This is a genomic window from Labrys sp. Lb11, from assembly GCF_057554225.1.
On sequence record NZ_BAAJOT010000010.1, the window covers coordinates 94852 to 110351 of the forward strand.

Annotated in this window: 13 protein-coding genes and 1 pseudogene; 9 read left to right on the forward strand and 5 right to left on the reverse strand. The window is 66.6% G+C overall.

Going from position 1 to position 15500, the window contains the following annotated elements; all coding sequences use genetic code 11:
• Positions 1-6: 6 nt before the first annotated feature.
• From AC27L4_RS30795 to AC27L4_RS30805, 3 genes are read right to left on the reverse strand one after another with little or no spacing between them, the layout of a single operon-like run.
• A complete protein-coding gene (locus tag AC27L4_RS30795) occupies positions 7-879 on the reverse strand; it encodes a metal ABC transporter permease (protein ID WP_487146484.1) in 873 nt (290 codons plus the stop codon).
• A complete protein-coding gene (locus AC27L4_RS30800; RefSeq protein WP_487146485.1) occupies positions 876-1631 on the reverse strand; it encodes a metal ABC transporter ATP-binding protein in 756 nt (251 codons plus the stop codon). The genes AC27L4_RS30795 and AC27L4_RS30800 overlap by 4 nt, the downstream gene beginning before the upstream one ends.
• On the reverse strand, positions 1628-1873 hold the full coding sequence (locus AC27L4_RS30805; protein WP_487146486.1) for a hypothetical protein: 246 nt from the start codon (positions 1871-1873) through the stop codon (positions 1628-1630). The genes AC27L4_RS30800 and AC27L4_RS30805 overlap by 4 nt, the downstream gene beginning before the upstream one ends.
• Positions 1874-2271: 398 nt before the next feature.
• Here AC27L4_RS30805 and AC27L4_RS30810 point away from each other — a divergent pair.
• Positions 2272-3045 (forward strand): annotated as a pseudogene (locus AC27L4_RS30810) (IS1380 family transposase); the annotation flags it as partial.
• Between the two features lie 131 nt (positions 3046-3176).
• On the opposite strand, the gene AC27L4_RS30815 reads toward AC27L4_RS30810, so the two are convergent.
• Together AC27L4_RS30815 and AC27L4_RS30820 are read right to left on the reverse strand one after the other, a co-directional pair.
• Complete coding sequence (locus AC27L4_RS30815) at positions 3177-3557, reverse strand: hypothetical protein (RefSeq protein WP_487146487.1); 381 nt, start codon at positions 3555-3557, stop codon at positions 3177-3179.
• Positions 3558-4636: 1079 nt separating this feature from the next.
• Positions 4637-5800: a dihydrodipicolinate synthase family protein gene (locus AC27L4_RS30820; RefSeq protein ID WP_487146488.1), complete on the reverse strand. Its 1164-nt coding sequence runs from the start codon at positions 5798-5800 to the stop codon at positions 4637-4639.
• 261 nt (positions 5801-6061) lie between these two features.
• On the opposite strand from AC27L4_RS30820, the gene AC27L4_RS30825 reads away from it, so the two are divergent.
• The 8 genes from AC27L4_RS30825 to AC27L4_RS30860 all read left to right on the forward strand — a co-directional run bounded on the left by AC27L4_RS30825 (position 6062) and on the right by AC27L4_RS30860 (position 15497).
• Complete coding sequence (locus AC27L4_RS30825; protein WP_487146489.1) at positions 6062-7123, forward strand: LacI family DNA-binding transcriptional regulator; 1062 nt, start codon at positions 6062-6064, stop codon at positions 7121-7123.
• Positions 7120-8133, forward strand: a complete 1014-nt coding sequence (locus tag AC27L4_RS30830; RefSeq protein WP_487146490.1) for a Gfo/Idh/MocA family protein — start codon at positions 7120-7122, stop codon at positions 8131-8133. The genes AC27L4_RS30825 and AC27L4_RS30830 overlap by 4 nt, the downstream gene beginning before the upstream one ends.
• A gap of 4 nt (positions 8134-8137) precedes the next feature.
• Positions 8138-9730 carry an acyl CoA:acetate/3-ketoacid CoA transferase gene (locus AC27L4_RS30835; RefSeq protein ID WP_487146492.1) on the forward strand — a complete coding sequence of 531 codons (1593 nt, stop codon included), beginning with the start codon at positions 8138-8140 and terminating at the stop codon, positions 9728-9730.
• Positions 9727-10500: an enoyl-CoA hydratase/isomerase family protein gene (locus tag AC27L4_RS30840; RefSeq protein ID WP_487146493.1), complete on the forward strand. Its 774-nt coding sequence runs from the start codon at positions 9727-9729 to the stop codon at positions 10498-10500. Before AC27L4_RS30835 ends, AC27L4_RS30840 begins: the two co-directional genes overlap by 4 nt.
• Positions 10501-10505: 5 nt before the next feature.
• Entirely contained in the window at positions 10506-12038 is a 1533-nt protein-coding gene (locus AC27L4_RS30845) for an aldehyde dehydrogenase family protein (protein WP_487146494.1), read from the forward strand.
• A gap of 67 nt (positions 12039-12105) precedes the next feature.
• The gene (locus tag AC27L4_RS30850) at positions 12106-13347 is read left to right on the forward strand and encodes an ABC transporter substrate-binding protein (protein WP_487146663.1); all 1242 of its coding nucleotides are present in this window, start codon (positions 12106-12108) and stop codon (positions 13345-13347) included.
• Between the two features lie 267 nt (positions 13348-13614).
• Complete coding sequence (locus AC27L4_RS30855) at positions 13615-14565, forward strand: carbohydrate ABC transporter permease (protein WP_487146495.1); 951 nt, start codon at positions 13615-13617, stop codon at positions 14563-14565.
• Entirely contained in the window at positions 14562-15497 is a 936-nt protein-coding gene (locus AC27L4_RS30860; RefSeq protein WP_487146496.1) for a carbohydrate ABC transporter permease, read from the forward strand. The genes AC27L4_RS30855 and AC27L4_RS30860 overlap by 4 nt, the downstream gene beginning before the upstream one ends.
• Positions 15498-15500 lie beyond the last annotated feature (3 nt).

The window sequence follows — 15500 nt, forward strand, 5'->3', positions numbered from 1 at the left end:
TCGGGATTAGCCTGCCAGATGCGGGCGTTGAATAAATCGGCGCAGCGCTCCTGACGGCGCGACGAGCAGCGAGACGCCATAGATGAGGCTGGCGGTCAGGATGATGGTGGGACCGGATGCGCACCGCAGGTGATAGGAGGCCAGCAGTCCGACAAAGCCCGACAGGGCTGCGGTAGAGGCTGCGATCACGACCATGACCGGCAGCGTGCGGGCCCAGAGCTGCGCGATCGCCGCCGGCAGCATCATCATGCCGACCGCCATCAGCGTCCCGAGGGCCTGGAAGCCTGCAACCAGGTTGAGGACGACCAGGAACAGGAACAGAAGATGATAGAGCGGACCACGGCCGCCGACCGCGCGCAGAAAGCCGGGGTCGAAGCATTCGGCGACCAGTGGGCGATAGACAACGGCCAGGATGACGACTGTCAGCGAGGCGATCGAGCCCACGAGATAAAGCGCTTCGGCATCGATCGCGAGGATGGTGCCGAACAGAACATGAAGGAGATCGATATTCGAGCCGCGCAGGGACACGATGAGGACACCGAGTGCGAGCGACGCCAGATAGAAGCTGGCGAAACTCGCATCCTCCTTCAACGCCGTCGTACGGCTGACGAGCCCCGACAGCAGTGCGACGCTGAGGCCGGCGACAAGGCCGCCCAATCCCATGGCCGGCAACGAAAGCCCCCCCGCAATCAGGAAGCCGATCGCCGCGCCGGGCAACACGGCATGGCTCATGGCGTCACCGACCAGGCTCATACGGCGCAGCATCAGAAGCACGCCGACCGGGCCGGAACCGAGCCCAAGCGCGATTGAGGCCACCAGAGCGCGGCGCATGAACCCGTACTCAACGAAGGGTGCGATGAGCAATCCGTAGAGAGTCATGCTGCCCCCTTCCGGGTAGGGGAGCCTTCGTCGGCCAATTCGTCCCAGTTCTCCGCCATTGCCCGAGCTCGCAGGAGATTGCCCGGCGACAAGGCTGTCTCCGTCGGCCCCCACGCGATGGCTTCACGCGCCAGGAGCAGGGTCGTGGGGAAGTGCGATCGCACCTGCTCGAAATCATGCAGGACCGTGATCACCGTGCGTCCGTCGCCATGCCAACGCCTCACGATCTCCAGGAGGTCGCGCGTCGTTCGCGCGTCGATGGCCGTGAACGGCTCGTCCAGGACGATGATCTTCGCGTCCTGGAGCAGGAGCCGTGCGAAGAGGACGCGCTGAAACTGCCCAGCGGAAAGCGAGCCTATATGGCGGCGCTCGAAACCTTCGAGCCCGACAGCGGACAAGGCTTGGCGCGCCTTGTCCGCGACGGCCTGGGTCGCACCGCCGAACGCGCCGGTCAGGCGCCAGGCGCCTAGCATGACGGTATCGGCGACGCTAAGTGGAAACTGACGGTCGATCTCGGCGGCCTGCGGCAGATAGCCGAAATCGCTAGAAACGAGCCCGCCGCGGTCAATCGCGCCCTCAAGCTCGGATAGCTCGCCCATAAGGGCCTTCAACAGCGTCGACTTTCCGGCTCCGTTCGGCCCGGCGATCGCCGTCAAGCTGCCGGGCTCGAAAGTGCCAGATATCCGACGCAGGGCGGCATGGCGATCATAGGCGATCGTGACGTTCTCGAAGCGGATCCCGGGAAGGCTCATGGCAATGAGACCGCCCAGCTAATGGCAATCCACAACACCACCAGGATCCACGCAACACCAACGAGTCGACGGAGAGCCGTCTGCGCGATCAACGACGACAGGAAGGGATCACGGTTGGTCACAAAGGATACGCCCCATTCGCTTTGCGGCGCACCATAGATGCAATGATATAACGTATCAATATCAACCTGACGGCTGAGATCGAATTTGCGCGCTCGCGACGAAGCTGGCTGTTGCAGCACACCGCCGTGGTCTTTGTGGCCGGTAAGAATTTGCCCAGGCGGCAAGTCCCGTCTGGGCGGATCGCGTCGCCCTCCGCGGCGGCGGGGGCGTGTCAGCCTTTAGCTGCGGCCTGTCGTTTGCGCGGCGCTCGTCAGCGCTACTGACCCGAGCGACGGAAGTTCTGAGGGTCTTTTCTGATTGGGGTCGTTGAGGTCAAGCTGCTCGTTCTGATTTCTCCGGCTTGTGTCGCTCCCGTGGGTCACACGCTTCTCTTCGCGGTCGACGCTTGGCCGCCGCATGATGGGGTCAGAAGGGCGAGGCGTCTCAATCTGTTTCACGACCTTGCAGGTTTGCCCCTGCAGGCTCTGGACTCTCAACGAGATCGCCTTGCCCATCGTCCCCACGGGACGATCCGGTTCTGCCGGCCGCCAAGCTGCGGCGTTCCAACATCGACGCCGCGGCCGGATCGGTCGAGGAGATTGCGCGCATCGTGGCCCAGATCCGCGCGCAATGGCCGCGGGTGAGGATTCTGCTGCGCGCCGATTCCGGCTTCGCGCGGGACGCCCTGATGACCTGGTGCGAGGCCAACCGGGTCGATTACCTGTTCGGCCTGGCCAGGAACGAGCGGCTGGCCGGCGAGATCGCGGCCGAATTGGCGCAGGCCGCCGAAGACAGCCGCAGGACCGGCCAGCCGGCACGGCGCTTCAAGGACTTCCTGTGGACGACGCTCGACAGCTGGCGCCGTCGGCGCCGGGTCGTCGGCAAGGCCGAACCTACGCGCGGCGAGGCCAATCCGCGCTTCGTCGTGACCTCGCTCAAGCGCGCCGAGGCCGGCGCTCGTCATCTCTACGAGACCCTCTATTGCGCCAGGGGCGAGATGGAAAACCGGATCAAGGAATGTCAGGGCGATCTGTTCGCCGACCGCACCTCGTCGGGCACCATGCGCGCCAATCAGCTGCGCCTGTGGTTCGCCGCGATGGCCTATGTGCTCATCTGCGCGCTGCGCCGCATCGGCCTCAAGCACACCCAGTTCGCCCAGGCCAGTTGCGGCACGATCCGGCTGAAGCTGCTCAAGATCGGCGCGCCGGTGCGCGTCTCGGTGCGTCGGATCAAGGTCGCCATGACCTCGGCCTGCCCCTACCGGCTCGAATATGCGCTCGCCCACGCCCGATTACGCCAGACCGCCGCCTGAGCGCGGCCCAGCCCACCCCGACCAGCCACCAGAAGATCCGACATCGCTGCCCTGACCGCACGGCCATCCGCCGTCAGCACCCCTGTTTGTCCAGCCCGGCGCCGGCCGCGACAAGGCCCTCTCAGCCCGCCTCAGCCGCTCCCGTATGAGAAATGCGGGTTAGCGAATTCATTCATCGAATTCTTTAGATTCAACCACTCGTCGCTGAGATTGTTTCCACTAGAAAGTGTAAAATGGTTTTCGGAAAGATTGCCGTAAATGATAGGCCCTGTCGTTAGATTTCTTTGGCCAACATTTGCTCCAAAAATCGAAAGAATTTGACCAAATAAAGTAATTCTATGACCTGGTCCAGCTTCCAATTTTGGTGCGGTTGTCACCGTTGTGTTGGGTAGGCTGAGAACTGTGCGTGCTCCGTCAACCCCCGTGTAATATAAATATGAATGATAGTATGGAACAGCTGTTCCTGGAAGTATTCCTATTGGTTCAAATTCGATTCCAATTTCTTCGCTCATCACTTAGTCTCTATTGCTGATGATGGTTCGAGATGTTCTATATATAATAACAATTGTTTCGAGAGAGTTTTCTTTAAGGAGAAAATGAAATGCTATCTTTTCTTTTGATGCTGGAGCAAATTTCCCAGGGCGATGATGGACCCAATTGAGCACATATGTGTCGCATCCAATATTGTCGACGTAATCGAAGTATGGACCTTTGTTCTCTGAGAATCTCTGTCCAGGATGAGCATCAATGATTTTAAACGCACTGAATCTTGGCTCGCTATCATTCAATTCTTTCTGTAGTCTATCCAATAATGCATCAAGGCTCATTCCAAATTGGAATGTGTTCAGCGTGAGGGCCTTTGCTTCGTCAGAATTCCAACCTCGTTCTTCTAGCCTTAATATTCTATCTATGAGTCGTGTATTTCCTCTCAATTTATCATATGCAGAAAGTAATTTGTAATAAAAAAAGCTAATACTCATACAATGACTCTAACATTATGCCATTTTCAAAGTTCATCTTTAGTTTTTTGCAGAAAAATGCCTCATGTAACGACGGCCCTGTTAGATTTATGAAGGGTTGTTCGAATTGTCGGTGGCCCGTGAACTGCGAGAGCGGTTGTCTATGCTGGCGCCGAGAGCCCTCATAAAGGAGGGGGCGGATATCAGCCCTAGCCGCACCACATTTGGTTCTCGTGGTTCGTAAGTTGCGGTTGTGGCGATGGAATCGCTGAGACCTGTGCCGCGGAACTCCTTGCCTCAATCTCAAGACTCATCGTTCGCGAGAACGCAACAAAGCCAATGCTCTCCAGCATGAAACTCCTCTGAATCCGTACAGTCAGAGCATACTACAACGAGTGTAATCGAATCGCTCATGGTGTGGCAAGCAGGGATCGTCGATGGCTCTTTGAAATCGGCTAAGTCGACGTGACCGCCGCAACCGTCATTTGCGGCATGGAATTCGACCCAACTCGCGTGGACTTCGGCCCGGCCCCCGCCGGCTTGGGCAAGCGGTGGGGAAGCCTCAAGTCCTGCCGTGCATGTCGCGTCGCCCAACCTGTTGCCGAGTCTCGGGGTGCGCTTCCGTTGTCTCCTCACCCCACCCCGTTCACCGCGCACAGCGCCCGCATCCTTGCCGTCGCCCGCTCCGGGTCGATCAGCAGCCGCGCCGTGTCGGCGAGGCGGAACAGCTCGGCATAGTGCAGGATGCCGCGGGCGGATTCGGCGCCGCCGACCATGCGGAAATGCTCCTGGAAGCCGTTGAGCCAGGCCAAAAACACCACGCCGCATTTGTAGTATTGCGTCGGCGCCTCGAACAGCTTGCGCGACAGCGTCACGGTCGGGGCGAGGATGGCGTCGTAGCCGGCGCGGTCGCCGGCGGCGAGGCGGTCGAGCGCGGCGGCGGCGGCCGGGGCGATGGGGTCGAAGATGCCGAGCAGGCCGTGCGAGAAGCCCTCGCCGTCACCGGCCATCAGCTCCGCATAGTTGAAGTCGTCGCCGGTATACATGGCGACGCCCGGCGGCAGCAGCCGGCGCATCGTCACCTCCTTGCCGGCGTCGAGCAGGGAGATCTTGATGCCGTCGATCTTGTCCGCGTGCTCGCGGATCAGGGTGAGCACCGTGTCCATGGCCGGAGCGAAGTCGCGCGATCCCCAGTAGCCGGCCAAGGCCGGGTCGAAGGCTTCGCCGAGCCAGTGCAGGATGACCTTGTCCTGCGCCTGGCGGATCAGCCGGCCGTAGACGGCGAGGTAGTCCTCGGGGCCGCGGGCGAGGCGGCAGAGCGCCCGGCTCGCCATCAGGATGATGCGCCCGCCATGGGCCTCGACATGGGCCATCTGCGCCTCGTAGGCGGCGGCGACGTCGTCGAGCGAGCGGGCCTCGGCCGGGCCGAGCTGGTCGGTGCCGGCGCCGCAGGCCAGATCCGCACCCGGGATGGCGCGGGCCTCGGCGAGCGAGCGGGCGATCAGCTCCGCCGCGCCGGCCCAGTCGAGGCCGAGGCCGCGCTGGGACGTGTCCATCGCCTCGGCGATCTTGAAGCCGAGGCCCCAGAGATGGCGGCGGAAGGCGAGGGTGGCGTCCCAGTCGATCGCCGGCCGCTCCCAGGGATCGACCAGGCGGCGCGCGTCGGCGACCACGTGGGCGGCGGCGTAGACCGTGCGCGGATAGGCTCCGGCATGGACGAGCGGGAAGGGGGATGCGGCACCCGCGGCATGGGGTTCGAGGCCGCCGGCGGCGGTCGGCAGGATGAGCATGGCCATGGATCGTCCTCCTGGCCCGGCGGGGCGGGCCGCGTTTCCGGATCGGCTGTTTTCGCCGCTTGACACCACGGCGTTCCTGCGTCACAAGAGCGATTAGAACGTTCCAAAAGTCAAGTACCTTGGAAGTCGAGCTGTTTTAAGCAGCTTTTTCAGGCCCTTGACGATGATGCCGTGATCATGCGTCGCAAGGCATCGGAACGTTCCAATAATGTGGGTCGCCGTCGATGCCGCTCCGGCTCGGCGCGGCAGGGGAGAGCTCGGATGGGTGAGGCGAGGCGCGGCGCGAGCCGGGCTGCGACGATCGTCGACATTGCGCGCGCCGCCGGCGTGTCGAAGTCGACCGTGTCGCTGGTCCTCAAGGGCTCGCCGCTGGTCAAGGCCGATACGCGCCAGCGGGTCGAGACCGCGATCGAGCGCCTGGGCTACGTCTACAACCGGTCCGCCGCCAACCTGCGCACGGCCAGCTCCAGCTTCGTCGGCATGGTCATCTCCGACCTGATGAATCCCTTCTTCACCGAGCTGGCGGTCGGTATCGAGGACGCGCTCTACCGGCTCGGCTTCATCCCGATCCTGGCCAACACCAACGAGGACGTGGAGCGCCAGGCGCGGGTGCTGCAATCCCTGCGCGAGCACGGCGTCGCCGGCATCATCATGAGCCCGGCCCGCGGCACCGACGCCTGGGGCCTGGCCGAGCTGCTGCCGCGCTCCATGCCGCTGATCATCACCATGCGCCGCATCGCCGGCAGCCCGGCGCCCTATATCGGGCCGGACAACCGGGCCGGCGCCTGCCGGGCGGTCGAGCACCTGATCGGGCTCGGCCACCGGGCGATCGGCTTCCTCGGCGGCGACGCCAGCATGACCACGCAGCGCGAGCGCCTCTCGGGCTATCGCGACGCCCTGCAGGCGGCCGGCATCCCCTATGACGAGGAGCTGGTGTTCGAATCCATGCCGAACCGGGCCGGCGGCGTCGAGGCGGTCACGGCGGCGCTCGCATCGCCGCGGAACCCGACCGCGGTGTTCTGCTACAACGACATCGTCGCCATGGGCGCGACTCGCGCCCTGACTCTGCGCGGCATCCGCGTCGGCAGCGATTTCGCGGTCGTCGGCTTCGACGACATCGTCGAGGCGGAGAACAATGCCCCGCCGCTCACCACCGTGAACGCCGACACCCGCCAGATGGGCGCGCGGGCGGCGCAGGGCCTGCTCGGCCTGATCGGCGGCACCGATCCGGCCGACATGTCCTTCACCGGCGACAGCCGGCTGGTGGTACGCGAGTCCTGCGGGGCCCGGCATTCGAGACACAAGGCCGAGGAGGCACGATGATTGCGGGACAGCCGATACGGTGGGGCATCGTCGGGGCGACGACCATCGCCCGGGAATGGATGATCGGCGCCATCCGCGAGGCCGGCGGCGAGGTGGTGGCGGTGATGTCCTCGGACGAGGAGCGCGGCCGCGCCTATGCGGCGCAGACCGGCATCCCGCTCTCGACCACCAGCCTCGCCCGCCTTCTCGGCAGCGGCATCGACGCGGTCTACATCGCCACCACCAACGAGAAGCACAAGGCGCAGACCCTGGCCGCGGCGCGGGCCGGCAAGCACGTGCTGTGCGAGAAGCCGCTCGCCCTCACCCTCGCCGACGCCCGCCGCATGGTGGCGGCCTGCCGCGAGGCCGGCGTGGTGATGGGCACCAACCATCACCTGCGCAACGCCGCGACCATCCGCGCCCTGCGCGACGCGGTGGCCGCCGGCCGGATCGGCAAGGCGCTGTTCGCCCGCGTCTTCCATGCGGTCTACCTGCCGCCGCACCTGCAGGGCTGGCGCATCCGGGACGCCCGCGCCGGCTCCGGCGTGGTCATGGACATCACAGTGCACGATGCCGACACGCTGCGCTTCGTGCTCGGCGACGAGCCGGTCGCCGTCACGGCCATGACCCAGCAGGGCGGCATGGGCGACACCGGCATCGAGGACGGCGTCATGGGCGTGGTGCGCTTCAAGGGCGGCGTGCTGGCCCAGTTCCACGACGCCTTCACCACCAGGCACGCCACCACCGGCTTCGAGGTGCACGGCACCGAGGGCTCGCTGATCGGCACCGGCTGCATGACCCAGCGCCCGGCCGGCGAGGTGGTGCTGCGCACCGCGAAGGGGGAGGAAACCCTGAAGATCGATCACGAGAACCTCTATGTCCGCAGCGTCGCCGCCTTCCAGGACGCGGTGCGCGGCAAGGGGACGCCGGCCGCGACCGGCGAAGACGGTATCCGTTCCATGGCGCTCGCCCTGGCGGCGCTCAAATCCGCCAGGACCGGCCGCGAGACGCCGGTCGAGCCGGGGATCTGAGCCGATGGCCTTTCCCCGCGTCCTCACCGCCGACGAAGCGGCCGCCCTCATCCCCGACGGCGCCACGGTCACCGTCTCCTCCTCCTCGGGCCTGGGCTGCCCGGACGCCGTGCTCGCCGCGGTCGGCCGGCGCTTCGAGGCATCCGGCCATCCGCGCGGCCTGACCACGCTGCATCCGATCGCGGCCGGCGACATGTGGGGCATCAAGGGCGTCGACCACATCGCCCGGCCGGGCCTGCTCGCCCGCATCCTGGCAGGCTCCTACCCGTCCGGCCCGTCCTCGGCCGAGCCGCCGGCGATCTGGCGGATGATCACCGGCAACGACATCCCGGCCTACAACATCCCCTCCGGCATCCTGTTCGACATGCACCGCGAGGCGGCCGCCAAGCGCCCGGGCGTGCTGACGAAGATCGGCATGGACACCTTCGTCGATCCGGCGCGCGAGGGCTGCGCCATGAACGCGCGGGCGGCGGCCGAGCCGATCGTCCGGCGCGTCGCCTTCGACGGCGAGGACTGGCTCTACTTCAAGGCGATCGTGCCCGAGGTGGCGATCATCCGCGCCACCACGGCGGATGAGCGCGGCAACCTCTCCTACGAGCACGAGGGCGGCTATCTCGGCCCGCTCGACCAGGCGCTGGCGGTGCGCAACAATGGCGGCATCGTCATCGCCCAGGTCAAGCGGCTGGCCCAGAGCGGCACGCTGAAGCCCCAGCACGTGCTGGTGCCGGGCATCCTGGTCGATGCGATCGTGATCGCGCCCGACCAGATGCAGACGACGCAGACGCCCTACGAGCCGGCTATCTCCGGCGAAGTGTTCCGGCCGCTGTCGAGCTTCGAGGTGCCGGAGTTCGGCGTGGCCAAGGCGATCGCGCGCCGGGTGGCGCAGGAGCTGCGCTACGGCGACGCCGTCAATATCGGCTTCGGCATCTCGGCCAACGTGCCGCGCATCCTGATCGAGGAAGGCCGGCACGGCGACGTCACCTGGGTGATCGAGCAGGGGGCGGTCGGCGGCGTGCCGCTCACCGATTTCCAGTTCGGCTGCGCCTCCAATGCCGAGGCGATCGTGCCCTCGCCCTACCAGTTCACCTATTTCCAGGGCGCCGGCTTCGACGCCTCGCTGCTGTCCTTCCTGCAGATCGACCGGCAGGGCTCGGTCAACGTCTCCAGGCTGGGCGCGCGGCCGCATGTGACGGCGGGCGCCGGCGGCTTCGTCGACATCACGGCGCGGGCCCGGCGCATCATCTTCTCCGGCTACTTCACCGCCGCGGCCAAGCTGGCGATCGAGGACGGCGCGCTGCGCATCGACGCCGAGGGCAAGGTGAGGAAGCTGGTGCAGACGGTGGAGCACGTCTCCTTCTCCGGCGCCCGCGCGGTGGCGCAGGGCCAGGACATCACCTATGTCACCGAGCGCTGCGTGCTGAAGCTCACCGGCGACGGGATCCTCGTCACCGAGATCGCGCCGGGAGTCGACCTGGAGCGCGACGTGCTGGCCCAGGCCGAGTTCCCGCTCCTGGTCTCGCCGTCGCTGCGGGTCATGGACGCGGCGCTGTTCCGGCCCGGCCGGATCGGCCTCGACATCGGCGGAGGCGCGGCATGAGCGACCCCGTCCGCCTCGACATTGCCGGCGGCGTCGCCGTCGTCACCCTGGCCCGTCCCGACAAGCTCAACGCCCTCGACGAGGCGATGATCGCCGCCCTCGGCGCGATCGCGGACCGCATCGACGCCGACGCCTCGGTCCGCGCCGCCATCCTCACCGGCGAAGGCAAGGGGTTCTGCGCCGGCGGCGACATCGCCGCCTGGGGGCGGCTCGACCCCCTCGCCATGGGCCAGGACTGGGTGCGCCAGGGCCACCGGGTCTTCGACAAGCTGGCGCGGCTGAAGGCGCCGCTGATCGCCGCGATCAACGGCCACGCCCTGGGCGGCGGGCTGGAGCTGGCGGCGACAGCCGACATCCGCGTCTGCGAGGCGCAGGCCAAGCTCGGCCTGCCCGAGACCGGCATCGGCATGGTGCCGGGCTGGTCCGGCACGCAGCGCCTGGTGCGCCGCTTCGGCGCCGGAGCGGTGCGGCGGCTCGCGCTCACCGGCGAGATCGTCACCGCCGAGCGGGCTCAGGCCATGGGCCTGGTCGACGAGGTGGTGGAGAAGGGCGGCGCCCTGGAGCGGGCTCGCGCGCTTGCCGCCCAGGCCGCCTCGCGCGGGCCGGTGGCCAACATCGTCGCCAAGCAGCTGATCAACGCCGCCGAGGGCGAGGAGGCGGCGAGCGCCTTCGAGATCCTGGCGGGCTCGCTGGTGTCCTATACCGACGACCTCAAGGAGGGCGTCGCCGCCTTCCGCGAGAAGCGTTCTCCCGGCTTCCAGGGACGATGACCGCCATGACGATTGCCGTCCGCCTCGACACGGCCCGCCTTGCCCGCACGCTCGACGGCGTGCCGCGGACCCACGACCTGTTCGTCGGCGGCCGCTATCGGCCGGCCCTCGACGGCGCCGTGATCGAGCGGGCCAGCCCGGCCCACGGCGTGGTGGTGTCGCGTTACGCCCATGCCAAGGCGGCCGATCTCGAGCTCGCCATCGCCGCGGCGCGCCACGCCTTCGACCAGGGTCCCTGGCCGCGCATGACCGGCGCCGAGCGCTCGCGGGTGCTGCTCAGGGCGGCGGACCTGATCGAGGCGAAGGCCGATCTCCTGGCGACGCTCGACGTTCTGGAATCCGGCAAGCCGATCAGCCAGGCGCGCGGCGAGCTCGCCGGCGCGGCCGACATCTGGCGCTATGCCGCGGCGCTGGCCCGCGACCTGCACGGCGAAAGCTATTCGACCCTGGGCGAGGCGCGCCTCGGCGTGGTGGTGCGCGAGCCGATCGGCGTGGTCTCGATCATCACGCCGTGGAACTTCCCGTTCCTCATCGTCTCGCAGAAGCTGCCCTTCGCCCTGGCGGCCGGCTGCACGGCGGTGGTCAAGCCGAGCGAGATGACCTCGGCCTCGACCCTGCTGCTCGGCGCGATCCTGGCCGAGGCCGGGCTGCCGGACGGCGCGGTCAACATCCTCGCCGGCTACGGGCCGGAAATCGGCACGCCGATGACCGCCGACCGGCGCATCGACATGGTGTCGTTCACCGGCTCGACCCGGGTCGGCAAGGCGGCGATGGCGGCGGCGTCGGCGAGCCTGAAGAAGGTGTCGATGGAGCTCGGCGGCAAGAACCCGCAGCTGATCTTCCCCGACGCCGACCTGGAGGCGGCGCTCGATGCGGCGGTGTTCGGCTCCTATTTCAACGCCGGCGAATGCTGCAACGCCGGCAGCCGCCTGCTGGTGCACAGCGACATCGCCGACGACTTCCTCGCCGCCTTCGTCCAGCGCGCCCGGGAGGTGGTGGTCGGCGATCCGCTCGATCCGGCGACCATGGTCGGCGCCCTGATCTCGCCGCAGCACCTCGCCCTGGTCGAGGGCCATGTCGCGGCGGCGCGGCGCTCGGGGGCCGAGATCGCCCTGGGCGGGGCGCGCCTGCCGGCCGAGGCCGGCCAGTTCATGGCGACGACGGTGGTGGCCGCCGTCGAGCCGGCGATGGCGATCGCCCGCGAGGAAGTGTTCGGGCCCGTGGCCACGCTGCTGCGCTTCGGCACGGCCGACGAGGCCGTCGCCATCGCCAACGGCATCGACTATGGTCTGTCCGCCAGCGTCTGGAGCCGGGACTTCGACACCTGCATCGGCGTCTCGCGCCGCATCCGCGCCGGCACTGTCTGGACCAACACCTTCATGGACGGGGCGGCCGAGCTGCCGTTCGGCGGCATGCGGCAATCCGGGGTCGGGCGTGAGCTCGGACGCCATGCCGTCGCCGACTACACCGAAGAAAAGACGCTTCACCTTCATTGCGGCCCGCGGACGGCCTGGTGGCTGCCGCGGCCTCGCACATGAGACGTCCGCCGGAACGGTTCCGGCATCAGGTCACGGGAGGAGAACGATGACCGTACGCAAGACATGGATGGTCGGTGCACTGCTCGCCGCCACGGCTGCCTTCGTCAGCCCGGCGCAGGCGCAGACCAAGGAAGTGCAGATGCTGCACTGGTGGACCTCGGGCGGCGAAGCGGCCGCGCTGAACGTCCTCAAGCAGGATCTGGCCAAGCAGGGCTTCACCTGGAAGGACGTGCCGGTCGCCGGCGGCGGCGGCGACGCGGCCATGACGGCGCTGAAGGCGATGGTCGCGGCCGGCAACTATCCGACCGCCTCGCAGATGCTCGGCTACACCGTGCTCGACTATGCGGCGGCCGGCAAGATGGGCGACCTCACCGAGACGGCGAAGGCCGAGGGCTGGGACAAGGCCGTGCCGGCCGCCCTGCAGAAATTCTCGGTCTATGACGGCAAGTGGGTCGCCGCGCCGGTGAACGTCCACTCCGTCAACTGGCTGTGGATCAACAAGGCGGTGTTCGACAAGATCGGCGGCACCGAGCCCAAGACCTTCGACGACCTGATCGCCCTGCTCGACAAGGCCAAGGCGGCCGGCGTCGTGCCGCTCGCCCTCGGCGGCCAGAACTGGCAGGAGGCCACCATGTTCGACAGCGTCGTGCTGTCGACCGGCGGTCCGGAGTTCTACAAGAAGGCCTTCAACGACCTCGACGAGGAGGCGCTGAAGTCCGACACCATGAAGAAGTCCTTCGACAACCTCGGCAAGCTCAAGGCCTATGTCGACCCGAACTTCTCCGGCCGCGACTGGAACCTGGCCACCGCCATGGTGATCAAGGGTGACGCGCTGGTGCAGGTGATGGGCGACTGGGCCAAGGGCGAGTTCAAGGCGGCGAACAAGACGCCGGGCACCGACTTCCTGTGCTACCGCTTCCCCGGCACCGACGGCAGCGTGATCTACAACTCCGACATGTTCGGCATGTTCGACGTGCCGGCCGACCGCAAGGAGGCGCAGGTCGCGCTCGCCAAGGCGACGCTGTCCAAGAGCTTCCAGTCGGCCTTCAACGTGGTCAAGGGCTCGGTTCCCGCCCGCACCGACGTGCCGGACACCGACTTCGACGCCTGCGGCAAGAAAGGCATCGCCGACCTGAAGAAGGCCAACGAGGGCGGCACGCTGTTCGGCTCGCTGGCCCAGGGCTATGGTGCCCCCCCGGCGGTGGCCAACGCCTACAAGGACGTGGTGACAAAGTTCGTCCATGACCAGATCAAGACCTCGGACGAGGCGGTGGCCGAACTGGTGAAGGCGATCGACGACGCCAAGTGAGGAAGCGGGCGGGACGAGGCCTCGGCCTCTCTCGTCGCCGCGACACTCGCGATGGCCGGGCCCGTCCCGGCCGTCCCCGCCGTCGATGATGCGTCCGCGTGGACGGGCGGATCAGGTCCGCCCGTGACGTTGCGTGCGGGGGATCGTCGCGCTTGCGCGAGGGCGTCGTCAGAGAGACGCTCCGTGACACCTGCTTCTATGCCGTAGAGTAATTGCCGCGGGTGCGATGCGAGACACCCGCCGCTTTCCAGGGGAGGAGAGCACGCCATGACCTTGGCGACCACCGGGACGGTGACCCGCGAACGGACGCTGCCGCGCACCTCTCTGCGCGGGCGTCTTCAGGATGCCTTGCCCAAGATCGTGCTGGCGCCGAGCTTCGCGGCGACCATCGTCTTCGTCTACGGCTTCATCCTGTGGACGATCTATCTGTCCTTCACCAATTCCAAGACGTTCCCGAACTACGAGCTGACCGGCGCGCGCGCCTATCAGCGCCTGTGGCGCTGGACGTTCGAGAGCAACCCGCCGTCGAGCTGGTACACCTCGGTCACCAATATGGGGATCTTCGCCGTCCTCTATATCGGCCTGTGCCTGGCCTTCGGGCTGCTGCTCGCCATCCTGCTCGACCAGAAGATCCGCGGCGAGGGCTTCCTGCGGCCGATCTATCTCTACCCGCTCGCCCTGTCGTTCATCGTCACGGGCGTCGCCTGGAAGTGGTTCCTCGATCCCGGCCTCGGCCTGGAGAAGACCCTGCACGACTGGGGCTGGACCAGCTTCCACTTCGACTGGATCAAGAACAAGGACTACGTCATCTACACCGTGGTGATCGCCGGCGTCTGGCAGGCCTCGGGCTTCATCATGGCGATGTTCCTGGCGGGCCTGCGCGGCATCGACGGCGAGATCGTCAAGGCGGCGCAGATCGACGGGGCCACCACCGCCCAGCTCTACCGGCGGATCATCATCCCGATGCTGCGGCCGGTGTTCCTGTCCGCCTTCATCGTGCTCGCCCACATGGCGATCAAGTCCTACGACCTGGTCGTGGCGCTGACCAGCGGCGGGCCCGGCGGCTCGGCCTGGCTGCCGTCGAACTTCATGTACGAATACACCTTCAAGCGCAACGAGATGGCGATCGGCTCGGCCAGCGCCGTGATCATGCTGATGACGATCAGCGCCATCATCGTGCCGTACCTCTATTCCGAGCTGAGGGAGAAGGGCCGATGAGCGCCGCGACCCGCGACATTTCGGGGCCGGCCGGCGGCTCCCTCGTCACCCGCATTTTCATCTACGGGTTGCTCGGCCTGTTCGCCCTGGTCTACCTGGTGCCGCTCTTCGTCATGCTGGTCACCTCGTTCAAGACCATGGACGAGATCCAGGGCGGCAACATGCTCAGCCTGCCGCAGAGCCCGAGCTTCACCGCCTGGGGCCGGGCCTGGGGCGAGACCTGCGTCGGCCTGACCTGCGCCGGCATCAAGGGTTACTTCTGGAACTCGATCAAGATGGTCGTGCCGGCGGTGCTGATCTCCACCGTGCTCGGCGCGCTCAACGGCTATGTGCTGACCAAGTGGCGCTTCCGCGGCCACAAGCTGGTGTTCGGCCTGATGCTGTTCGCCTGCTTCATCCCGTTCCAGTCGGTGCTGCTGCCGATGGCGACGATCCTGGGCGAGTTCGGCCGCTTCGGCAACCAGCTGCAGGGGCTCATCGGCACCACGCTCGGCTTCGGCAACCCGACGGTGAACCTGGTCTTCGTCCACGTGGTCTACGGCCTCGGCTTCACCACGCTGTTCTTCCGCAACTACTACGAGGCGTTCCCGACCGAACTGGTCAAGGCGGCGCAGGTCGACGGCGCCGGCTTCTTCCAGATCTTCCGGCGCATCATCCTGCCGAACTCGCTGCCGATCTTCGTGGTGACGGTGATCTACCAGTTCACCAACATCTGGAACGACTTCCTGTTCGCCTCCGCCTATGCCGGCTCGGGCGACGTGATGCCGATGACGGTGGCGCTCAACAACGTGGTCAACACCTCCACGGGCGTCGTCGAGTACAACGTCAACATGGCGGCCGCGATCATCGCCGCCCTTCCCACCCTGTTCGTCTATGTCGTCGCCGGCCGTTACTTCGTGCGCGGGCTGATGGCAGGCGCGGTCAAAGGATAGACC

What these genes read in the sequence shown, in the direction of transcription:
- AC27L4_RS30815 (WP_487146487.1), bottom strand. Translation starts at nt 3,557, where the DNA reads ATGAGCGAAGAAATTGGAATCGAATTTGAACCAATAGGAATACTTCCA.
- AC27L4_RS30845 (WP_487146494.1), top strand. Translation starts at nt 10,506, where the DNA reads ATGACGATTGCCGTCCGCCTCGACACGGCCCGCCTTGCCCGCACGCTC.
- AC27L4_RS30820 (WP_487146488.1), bottom strand. Translation starts at nt 5,800, where the DNA reads ATGGCCATGCTCATCCTGCCGACCGCCGCCGGCGGCCTCGAACCCCAT.
- AC27L4_RS30860 (WP_487146496.1), top strand. Translation starts at nt 14,562, where the DNA reads ATGAGCGCCGCGACCCGCGACATTTCGGGGCCGGCCGGCGGCTCCCTC.
- AC27L4_RS30795 (WP_487146484.1), bottom strand. Translation starts at nt 879, where the DNA reads ATGACTCTCTACGGATTGCTCATCGCACCCTTCGTTGAGTACGGGTTC.
- AC27L4_RS30830 (WP_487146490.1), top strand. Translation starts at nt 7,120, where the DNA reads ATGATTGCGGGACAGCCGATACGGTGGGGCATCGTCGGGGCGACGACC.
- AC27L4_RS30840 (WP_487146493.1), top strand. Translation starts at nt 9,727, where the DNA reads ATGAGCGACCCCGTCCGCCTCGACATTGCCGGCGGCGTCGCCGTCGTC.
- AC27L4_RS30800 (WP_487146485.1), bottom strand. Translation starts at nt 1,631, where the DNA reads ATGAGCCTTCCCGGGATCCGCTTCGAGAACGTCACGATCGCCTATGAT.
- AC27L4_RS30825 (WP_487146489.1), top strand. Translation starts at nt 6,062, where the DNA reads ATGGGTGAGGCGAGGCGCGGCGCGAGCCGGGCTGCGACGATCGTCGAC.
- AC27L4_RS30850 (WP_487146663.1), top strand. Translation starts at nt 12,106, where the DNA reads ATGGTCGGTGCACTGCTCGCCGCCACGGCTGCCTTCGTCAGCCCGGCG.
- AC27L4_RS30835 (WP_487146492.1), top strand. Translation starts at nt 8,138, where the DNA reads ATGGCCTTTCCCCGCGTCCTCACCGCCGACGAAGCGGCCGCCCTCATC.
- AC27L4_RS30855 (WP_487146495.1), top strand. Translation starts at nt 13,615, where the DNA reads ATGACCTTGGCGACCACCGGGACGGTGACCCGCGAACGGACGCTGCCG.